The 8,777-nt window shown below is 45.3% G+C and carries 10 protein-coding genes and 1 other RNA gene; 6 read left to right on the forward strand and 5 right to left on the reverse strand.

Going from position 1 to position 8,777, the window contains the following annotated elements; translation table 11 throughout:
- Positions 1-145 precede the first annotated feature (145 nt).
- The gene (locus tag BCT81_RS25355; protein ID WP_008223967.1) at positions 146-352 is read left to right on the forward strand and encodes a DUF1107 domain-containing protein; all 207 of its coding nucleotides are present in this window, start codon (positions 146-148) and stop codon (positions 350-352) included.
- Positions 353-448: 96 nt separating this feature from the next.
- Here BCT81_RS25355 and BCT81_RS25360 read toward each other — a convergent pair whose 3' ends face one another.
- The 3 genes from BCT81_RS25360 to BCT81_RS25370 are packed head-to-tail and all read right to left on the reverse strand — an operon-like array spanning position 449 to position 3,462.
- A complete protein-coding gene (locus tag BCT81_RS25360) occupies positions 449-1,672 on the reverse strand; it encodes an FAD-dependent 2-octaprenylphenol hydroxylase (RefSeq protein WP_102426257.1) in 1,224 nt (407 codons plus the stop codon).
- A gap of 12 nt (positions 1,673-1,684) precedes the next feature.
- Positions 1,685-2,863, reverse strand: a complete 1,179-nt coding sequence (gene ubiH / locus BCT81_RS25365) for a 2-octaprenyl-6-methoxyphenyl hydroxylase (protein WP_102426258.1) — start codon at positions 2,861-2,863, stop codon at positions 1,685-1,687.
- A gap of 23 nt (positions 2,864-2,886) precedes the next feature.
- Complete coding sequence (locus tag BCT81_RS25370; RefSeq protein WP_004739012.1) at positions 2,887-3,462, reverse strand: YecA family protein; 576 nt, start codon at positions 3,460-3,462, stop codon at positions 2,887-2,889.
- A gap of 307 nt (positions 3,463-3,769) precedes the next feature.
- Between BCT81_RS25370 and zapA the strand changes: the two genes are divergently transcribed.
- From zapA to serA, 5 genes are all read left to right on the forward strand, one after another.
- Entirely contained in the window at positions 3,770-4,078 is a 309-nt protein-coding gene (gene zapA, locus BCT81_RS25375) for a cell division protein ZapA (protein ID WP_004739010.1), read from the forward strand.
- 11 nt (positions 4,079-4,089) lie between these two features.
- Positions 4,090-4,273: non-coding RNA, 6S RNA (gene ssrS / locus BCT81_RS25380), on the forward strand.
- 6 nt (positions 4,274-4,279) lie between these two features.
- Positions 4,280-4,879: a 5-formyltetrahydrofolate cyclo-ligase gene (locus BCT81_RS25385; protein WP_102426259.1), complete on the forward strand. Its 600-nt coding sequence runs from the start codon at positions 4,280-4,282 to the stop codon at positions 4,877-4,879.
- A gap of 101 nt (positions 4,880-4,980) precedes the next feature.
- Positions 4,981-5,637 carry a ribose-5-phosphate isomerase RpiA gene (gene rpiA / locus BCT81_RS25390; protein WP_004739007.1) on the forward strand — a complete coding sequence of 219 codons (657 nt, stop codon included), beginning with the start codon at positions 4,981-4,983 and terminating at the stop codon, positions 5,635-5,637.
- A 260-nt stretch (positions 5,638-5,897) separates the two neighbouring features.
- A complete protein-coding gene (serA, locus tag BCT81_RS25395) occupies positions 5,898-7,127 on the forward strand; it encodes a phosphoglycerate dehydrogenase (protein ID WP_004739005.1) in 1,230 nt (409 codons plus the stop codon).
- A 96-nt stretch (positions 7,128-7,223) separates the two neighbouring features.
- On the opposite strand, the gene BCT81_RS25400 is transcribed toward serA, so the two are convergent.
- Both BCT81_RS25400 and BCT81_RS25405 read right to left on the reverse strand, forming a co-directional pair.
- Positions 7,224-7,937, reverse strand: a complete 714-nt coding sequence (locus tag BCT81_RS25400; protein WP_102426260.1) for an oxidative stress defense protein — start codon at positions 7,935-7,937, stop codon at positions 7,224-7,226.
- Between the two features lie 111 nt (positions 7,938-8,048).
- Positions 8,049-8,777 (reverse strand): LysR family transcriptional regulator ArgP (locus tag BCT81_RS25405; RefSeq protein ID WP_102426261.1); only part of this gene is annotated, 729 nt, incomplete at its 5' end.

Genomic DNA, 8,777 nt, shown 5'->3' on the forward strand with positions numbered 1-8,777 from the left:
AGATATTTACTGTAGAAAGTGCTTAGAACAGCACAAATATCTAATTAACGTCAACGCTACTGCATATTACTCCATGCTTATCACAATTATTTTTCCGGAGTTTTTCTATAATGTGCAGGCTAGGTAAATATAAGGATAATTAAGAATGAGACTGTTTAAGCGCTATACACCGAGTATGATTGCTAAACATGTAAGTCGACTTTTCAAAGGACGAATCTACATTTACGGCGTAGGGAAATTTGAGTTTGATAACGGCAAGTTAGTCCTGCCAGATAGAGCAGAGCAACGCCACTTTCAAACAGTGAAAGAAATAAATAGTGAAATTATGAAGCTGCGCTGTGCTTACGCATAATCTGATTATCTAGAAGATTCCAAACAAAAAGGGTTGGCTTATTGCCAACCCTTTTTTCGCATTAATGACTCTACGAATCATAGGTACATTCAGGCGTTATCGATGAATCACAGGGCGCTTTGCCAGATCAGGAAGATTACCCGCAAGACCCAGAGCTCGCTTCATAATTTCATCTTTTGCACCAGGCAACTGACCCGCAAGCTTCATACCTATGCCACGAATCAGCTTCTTAGCTGGGTTATCGCCTTCAAACAGATCTTTAAAGCCCTGCATCGAAGCAATCATCTTCGCCGCTTCTGCTTTTCTCCAGCGCTCATAACCACGTAAGTTACGCTTAGTACCAATGTCTTCACCTGCTGCCCAAAGCTTTAATAGCTCTTGTGCTAGGCTGGCAGCATCTAACAAGCCAAGGTTAACGCCCTGCCCTGCAAGCGGGTGAATGGTATGCGCAGCATCCCCCACCAAAGCCACACGCTCTACTGCGAAGTCTCTCGCGTATCGCATGCGCAGCGGGAAAGCAAAACGCTCGCCAACCACTTCACACAAGCCTAGTTTAGAGTCGAACTCAGCCGTTAGCTGTTTGTTAAACTCCGTATCCGACATAGATACTAGCTTCTCGGCACGATTCGGCTCAGTCGACCAAACGATAGAGCTCATGTTACTCGGCTGCATTGGTAAAAATGCCAATGGGCCCTGTGGTGTAAATATTTGACGAGCCACACTATGGTGCGTTTCTGCAGTTTTAACGTTCGCAACAATTGCACTATGTCCGTAGTCCCAATGTGTTAGAGGGATATCTTGCTGCTTGCGAACCCAAGAATTGGCACCATCTGCGCCTACGACAAGCTTAGCCGTCAGTGCTTGACCGTTGTCTAAAGTCAGCCATGCTTCGCTTTCACCAATTGCCATTGTTTTGCACGTTGCTGGCATGTATAGACTGACGTTTTCTTGCTTTTTAACCTGCTCAAGCAAGGCTAATTGAATCACACGGTTCTCAACAATATGACCTAAATTAGGCTGTGCTAAACGCGTTGAATCAAATTCAATGCGAGCGAAGCTATCTTGTTCCCACACTTCCATCGCTTGATAAGGGGCAGCACGTCTTTGCTCAATTCCCTGCCACGCACCTAGATTACGCAAAATCACTTCACTAGAACGGCTCAATGCAGAAACACGTACGTCAGGCAGTTCATTAAGCCCTTCGCTTGGTGCCTTGCCTTCAATTACAGCCACTCTCAGATCACTGTCTTTCAAAGCTGCTGCAAGGGCTAAGCCAACCATGCCTCCACCAACAACTGCGATATCAACACTTTGCATCATTATTTATCTACCTTATCTTTCTACTAGGCCAAGCGTATGACGCAAAAGTGGACCTTTAAGTGGTGGAAGGTTATCCATAACAGCTAACCCAAGGTTTCGCCCGATACGAGCGGTTAAAAAGTCATTTGAAAATAGATGTACAAGGCTCGATGTCAGTGTAATCGTCACCCCTCTGTCCTGTTCTCTACGTTTTCTAAAGTTAACAAGGCCAGTGTATCGACCAACATCATCCAACTGAGTACACAACTCTTCGGCTAAAGAAGCTACATCACGAATACCGAGGTTAAAGCCTTGACCCGCGATCGGGTGAAGAGTTTGAGCGGCATTGCCGACAATCGCAAATCGATGAGAGATATTTTGCTGACGATGACGAAGAATCAGAGGATAGCTCGCTCGCTTACCCACCTTCTCTAAACGACCTAGTCGCCAACCAAAATCATTCTGCAGCTGTTCAAGGAACTGGCTGTCATTTAAAGCCATGACTTTATCAGCTTCTTCTGGCGGTAAGCACCATACTAGCGATAGACGGTTGTCCGTCATCGGTAATAAAGCAACTGGCCCATGATGGGTAAAACGCTCAAAGGCGCGACCTTGATGCGGCTCGCTCGCCACAATGTTGGCAATGACAGCCACTTGCTCAAAGTCATGCTCGCTCAACGAAATATTCAGTTGTTGGCAGCAGGTAGAGATCGCTCCGTCAGCAGCAACCAACAACTTAGTAGTAATGGTTTGCCCGCTGTTAAGGTCAATGGTCGTAAGTAAATCACTACGCTCAATTTTCGCTACTGAGTCAGGGCACAGCATCGTAATTGCCTCTTCTGACTCCAGCTTTTGCTGATAGATTCGACCGACATCCGCCAACTCGACCACGTAACCAAGTGCATCAACCGCAAGATCTTCGCTGTAAATATCAGTCATCCCTGCATGCCCACGATCCGAGACATGGATATCTTTAATCGGAGTCGCTACTGGAGCGATCGATTGCCACAACTGCAATGAATCAAGGATCTGCACTGTGCCATAAGACAAAGCAATAGAACGAGAATCAAACCCAGGATGAGCTTGATGATCAACCTGATAAGGTTCCACTACCGCAATCGATAGCGAGCCTTGGTTTAGGTGATTCAAGGCAAGCGCCAAAGTCGCCCCTGCCATCGCACCACCAGCAATTACAACATCATACTGAGCCATCATAACCTCAAACTGGCAAACGATTAGTGAATGGTTGGAGCTACATCTTCAGACGGGCGTGCACCAAACTCAGCATGAATGGTTAGTGCACACGCTTTTACGTGCTCAATAACGTGCTCTAGAAGTTGCGCTTGCTCTTCTAAGTCATCATCTTCATCAATGCCTAGCTTTGCCATCTCTTCAAGATCAGCCAGCGCTTCTTTAGTGCCTTCCGACGCCTTATTTAACTGAGCGCCAACTAGCCCTAAACCAGAGATAAAGTGGTTGATCCAATCAGACACACCGTCAGCTAAATCAAATAGGCTCGCACTTGCGTCTTCATCAGGCAGTAGCATAGACAATTCCATACCTGAACCAGTGATCTCACTAGTGGTTACTTTCAATGTCGCTTCCGCTAACGTTAATGCGCGATCCGGCCAACCCATGCCTTCGTTGGTGTAATCAAAGATCAGTGGTTGCCAGCTCTTATCTGCTAGGCTTAAGCCTCCGCTTAACATACCCGTTAATAAACCATGCATCTCAGCAGGGGTTACGGCTAGACTTGCCGATTGAAGTTCAGTCGCAACCGTTAGGTAGTCAGGTAAAGTAGTTTCGCTCATCAGATAGCTCGCTCAGTTATTCTTTATATCGATAGTATAATCGTACCACTTCACCCCAATTCTGGTAAGCATCGATCCCTAGCAATTGAAGGATGACTGACTACCAATTGTTCAATTTGCTGAATTACTGTGTGCTCAAGCTCTCATTTACAAACAGTCACTCTGAAAAGCTTGAATCTTAATAGCGGTTTACCTATAGTTTCTCCCTCAGAGGAGATTGCTTCCTCATCGGTACTTGCACTTTTTGTTTCAAGAAAATAACGAAGCGCAACAGCCTTAAAATAGCGCGTTAAAGAGTTCATCCATCATGAGTAATCAAGCGGTAGACGTTGAAATATTAGGAAAACTGACTCGAGTAAATTGTCCGGCAGGGCAAGAGGAGTCATTGATTGCAGCGGCGGCCGATCTTGATAATCGATTGAAAGAGATGGCTGAACGTACTAAGGTAACCAATGAAGTGAAGCTGCTGACTATCGCAGCTCTGAACATTTGCTATGAATTACAAACCAAGAAGTTTGAAGCAAATGACGAACAAAACGCACTGACCGAGCGAATGGAACAGCTCACAACATCGCTTTCAGATGTTCTCAGTAAGGTTAAGCACGGACAGCAATAGCGTACACAAAATTTACCCTGGAGTGTTTGTCAGAGGATTCACGTCCCCGAGCCGATAAGCAATCCCTAAGGGTTAGTACTTGAGTGCTATTGAGCATGCTCGGCCCGACCGAGAAGCCTACGGTAATCATTGCTGATCCGCCTTGAACTCGCTGGTTCAAGGGCCATCTATTCTCAACGGCACTTTGGGGTATCCCTTCTTATGAAGACGCTCACACGCAGCGAATTTCGCAAACAGATCCGCATCAAACGCAACTCCCTATCTAACGAACAACAAACTCAATCCGGCATAGACCTAGTTAAGCAGTGCGCTCAACTTGATGACATTCAGTCTGCCCAACATATCGCACTTTATATCTCTATCGACGGTGAACTTGATACCCAACCTTTAATCGAGTGGTTATGGGCGCAAGGTAAGCAGACCTATTTACCTGTATTGCACCCCTTCTCTGACGGGCATTTGTTGTTTTTGCACTATTCTCCGACAACCCCAACGGTATTAAATAAATACGGCATCGTTGAACCACAGCTTAATCAAACGTTGGTGAAACCTTGCCATCAACTCGACCTGATTCTTACACCGCTGGTTGGTTTTGACTCTCATGGTCATAGGTTAGGCATGGGTGGTGGCTATTACGATCGTACTCTGGCGAAATGGTTCGAGACAGGACAAGGGGCAACACCAATTGGTTTGGCTCACGATTGCCAACATGTCGATACCCTACCGATTGAAGAGTGGGATGTTCCGTTACCTAAAATCGTGACTCCAAGTAAAACTTGGCAATGGGAAAACAACCGTTAAAGCGCTATAATCGCGCCGCAAACGTTAACCTTGATACTCAAACGTTAACTTAATACGCGAAAGACTAATTCAAAGCGCAAGATCTTATTCAGGAGAATGGCATGACTCAAGATGAAATGAAAAAAGCAGCTGGTTGGGCAGCACTTAAATATGTTGAAGAAGGCAGCATTGTAGGTGTTGGTACTGGCTCTACAGTAAATCACTTCATCGACGCACTAGGCACAATGAAAGACAAAATCAAAGGTGCAGTTTCAAGCTCTGTTGCTTCAACGCAACGCCTAGAAGAGCTAGAGATCAAAGTGTATGAGTGTAATGATGTTGCTAAGTTAGACATCTATGTTGATGGCGCAGACGAGATCAACCCAACTCGCGACATGATCAAGGGCGGTGGTGCAGCTCTAACTCGTGAAAAAATCGTAGCGGCTATCTCTGATAAATTTGTATGTATTGTTGATGGCACGAAAGCTGTTGATGTACTAGGTAAATTCCCTCTACCAGTAGAAGTTATCCCAATGGCGCGTTCATACGTTGCGCGTGAGCTAGTTAAGCTTGGCGGTGACCCGGTTTACCGTGAAGGTTGTACAACGGATAACGGCAACGTGATCCTAGATGTTTACGGCATGGCGATTGAAAATCCGAAACAACTAGAAGATATCATCAATGGTATCGCTGGTGTGGTAACGGTTGGCCTATTCGCACACCGTGGTGCAGATGTGGTTATTACAGGTACACCTGAAGGTGCAAAAATCGAAGAATAAATAATAGAAGATTGAGTTTTTCTGTTACTTCATTACATACGGTGCCCAAGGGCGCCGTTTTTTTGCTTTGTACCTGTAAAATTATGTCTTATTCCGTAATTTTCTTACCCAAAACATTTTTTTTTTGTTACTTTATTGTTCAGAAGACGCACAGGGAAAACGTTTGTCTCCTAACAAAGTGGTGAATTTGTTCCCCTTTCAGCCATTTTGTAGCACGTGCGCCGCATTTGCCCAACCTTTCCATTTTAAGGACGAGAACAATGGCCAAAGTTTCACTGGAAAAAGAAAAAATAAAAATTCTACTTCTAGAAGGTCTTCACCCTTCTTCAGTAGAAGTACTTCAAGCCGCTGGTTACACAAATATTGAGTACCACAAAGGCTCACTACCTGAAGATGAACTACTTGAAGCAGTTAAAGATGCTCACTTCATCGGTATTCGTTCTCGCACAAACCTTTCCCAAGAAGTGATTGATGCTGCTGAAAAATTGGTTGCTATCGGTTGTTTCTGTATCGGTACTAACCAAGTAAACCTTGAAGCAGCTGCAAAACGTGGAGTACCTGTCTTCAACGCACCATTCTCAAACACTCGAAGCGTTGCTGAGCTGGTTCTTGGTCAGGTTCTATTGCTGCTACGTGGCATCCCAGAAAAGAATGCTCTTGCGCACCGTGGCATCTGGAAAAAGAGTGCAGACAACTCTTACGAAGCTCGTGGTAAGCGCTTAGGTATTATCGGTTACGGTCACATTGGTACTCAGCTGGGTATTATTGCGGAAAACCTAGGTATGCGCGTTTACTTCTACGATATTGAAAACAAGCTTTCACTGGGTAATGCAACGCAAGTTCACACCATGACTGAACTGTTGAACAAGTGTGACGTGATCTCACTGCATGTTCCAGAAACCAATGAAACCAAGAACATGATGGGTAAAGAAGAGTTCGATCGTATGAAGCCGGGCGCAATCTTTATCAATGCAGCGCGTGGCACTGTAGTCGATATTCCGGCTCTATGTGGCGCTCTAGATTCTGGTCACCTTGGAGGTGCGGCGATTGACGTATTCCCAACCGAACCGAAAACCAATGCTGACCCATTTGAGTCACCATTGATGCAGTTCGATAACGTGATTCTAACTCCACACGTTGGTGGTTCTACTCAAGAAGCCCAAGAGAACATCGGTGTAGAAGTGGCAGGTAAACTGGCAAAATACTCTGATAACGGTTCAACGCTATCAAGTGTTAACTTCCCAGAGGTATCGCTACCATTGCATACGGGCACATCTCGCCTATTGCACATTCACCAGAACCGTCCAGGCATTCTGACTCAAATCAACACAATCTTCGCAGAAGAAGGCATCAACATCGCAGGTCAGTACCTACAGACAGCCGCTGATATGGGTTACGTAGTGATCGATGTTGAGGCAGACCGGTCTGAAGAAGCACTGCTGAAACTGAAAGAGATCGAAGGCACTATCCGTGCTCGTCTACTTCACTAATCATCGAGTTCGGTATTAGAAAAACAAAAAGGCTCTCATTGTGAGAGCCTTTTTAGTATTTGGCCTATGATAGGCAATTAGATCATGATGATCTAATTACTCTTCAAGCTGATAGATCACATTCACACGATCACGAATAGTGATCGTTGAGTCTTCATAAGAGTTAGACTCCGTTCTCGCATCCATCGCCATAGAACGCATTAGTACCGGCTGGGAAGACTGTGCGTTGTAATCAACACGCCACACGTCGCCAAGCTCACGCTCAAAACCAGTCGCTAATGATTTAGCTTTTGCTCTTGCGTCTTTGATTGCTTCTAAACGCGCTTGCTCTTGATATTTCGCTTGGTCACGCACTTGCAATTGGATGTTATCGATCTGGTTAATCCCTTGAGCAATGGCAATGTCCATATACTCATTAAGATTCGACAAATCCCTAACTTCAACCGTCACATTACGTGAAGCTCGGTAACCGACTAACTCCGGCTTACCGTCTTTCGGGTAGTGATATTGAGGCGCTAGGTACAGGTTAGAGCTATGAACACTCGCCTCATCAACCCCAGCTTTATGCAGCTTATTAAGAAAGCTCGTCACCACTTTATCAACGGTGAGCTTTGCTTGTTCTGCGGTCATCGTTGACTCTACAACTCTGACTGAAAATGTCGCCATATCTGGCGTCGCCACCACTTCACCGTAACCGGTCGTCGAAATGTGTGGAAAAGATGGCGAATTAGCCAGTGCCGAAAAACTTACAGCACTCAGAGCAGCTGTAAGAGTAAGAGAGGTTGCTAACATCTTTGGTACAAACTTCATGGGGGGAGACCTATGCTAAACAAATGTCTTTTCATCATAGAGTAATTTGCCGTTTATCCAATCTAGGCACCGCACTTCTAACAGAACTTTGACGCTGAAAAAACCACCAGCTTACTGTGGTAAATGTTCGTGAGCAAAACTCAAAATCGCTTGTGAGATCTCTTTAAGTACTCCACTTTCAAGCTGCCAATGGTGCCAGTAAATCCGATAGGACAATAAAAAACCGGGCGTAATATCAATCAACGACCCCGATTCTAGCTCCTCGATGATCTGTAACCTTGGAATCAAACAGTAGGCAACACCTGACAATGCCAAACGCACAAATGCTTCAGAGCTACCAACCGTATGGTTGATCACGCTGTCTCTAGGCACATTAAAATGATCATGCAGAAACTTCTTGTGGAGGTCATCGTATTGATCATAAGACACAGCTGGAGCCTTTCTCAATGTGGTGTAGTTGACCCCTTCCGAGAAGTAGCGCTGGTGGAAATCTGGACTTGCCACACACACATAATCCATGCGACCAAGGTAGTCGGCACTACAACCAGGAATCGCTTGAGACTCCAAACTAATTGCACCTGCAACTTCACCACTTTTAATCTTCTCTATGGTTCTCGATTCGCCATGAATAGCGAGGTTCAATTCCACTTGGCGCAACTTCATCACATCCGACAAAGCTGGCAGTAACCAAGTTGCTAAGCTATCCGCGTTAGTAGCAATGGATATTGATAGAGGCTGATTCCCATCTTCATTCATCAGCTCGGGAACGAGTTCATGCTCCAACAAACGGACTCGACGATATAAGCCTAGTAACTTTTTACCAGCCGGGGTTGGCCTAGG

The organism is Vibrio sp. 10N.261.52.A1, assembly GCF_002876325.1.
GTDB classification, from domain to species: domain Bacteria; phylum Pseudomonadota; class Gammaproteobacteria; order Enterobacterales; family Vibrionaceae; genus Vibrio; species Vibrio chagasii.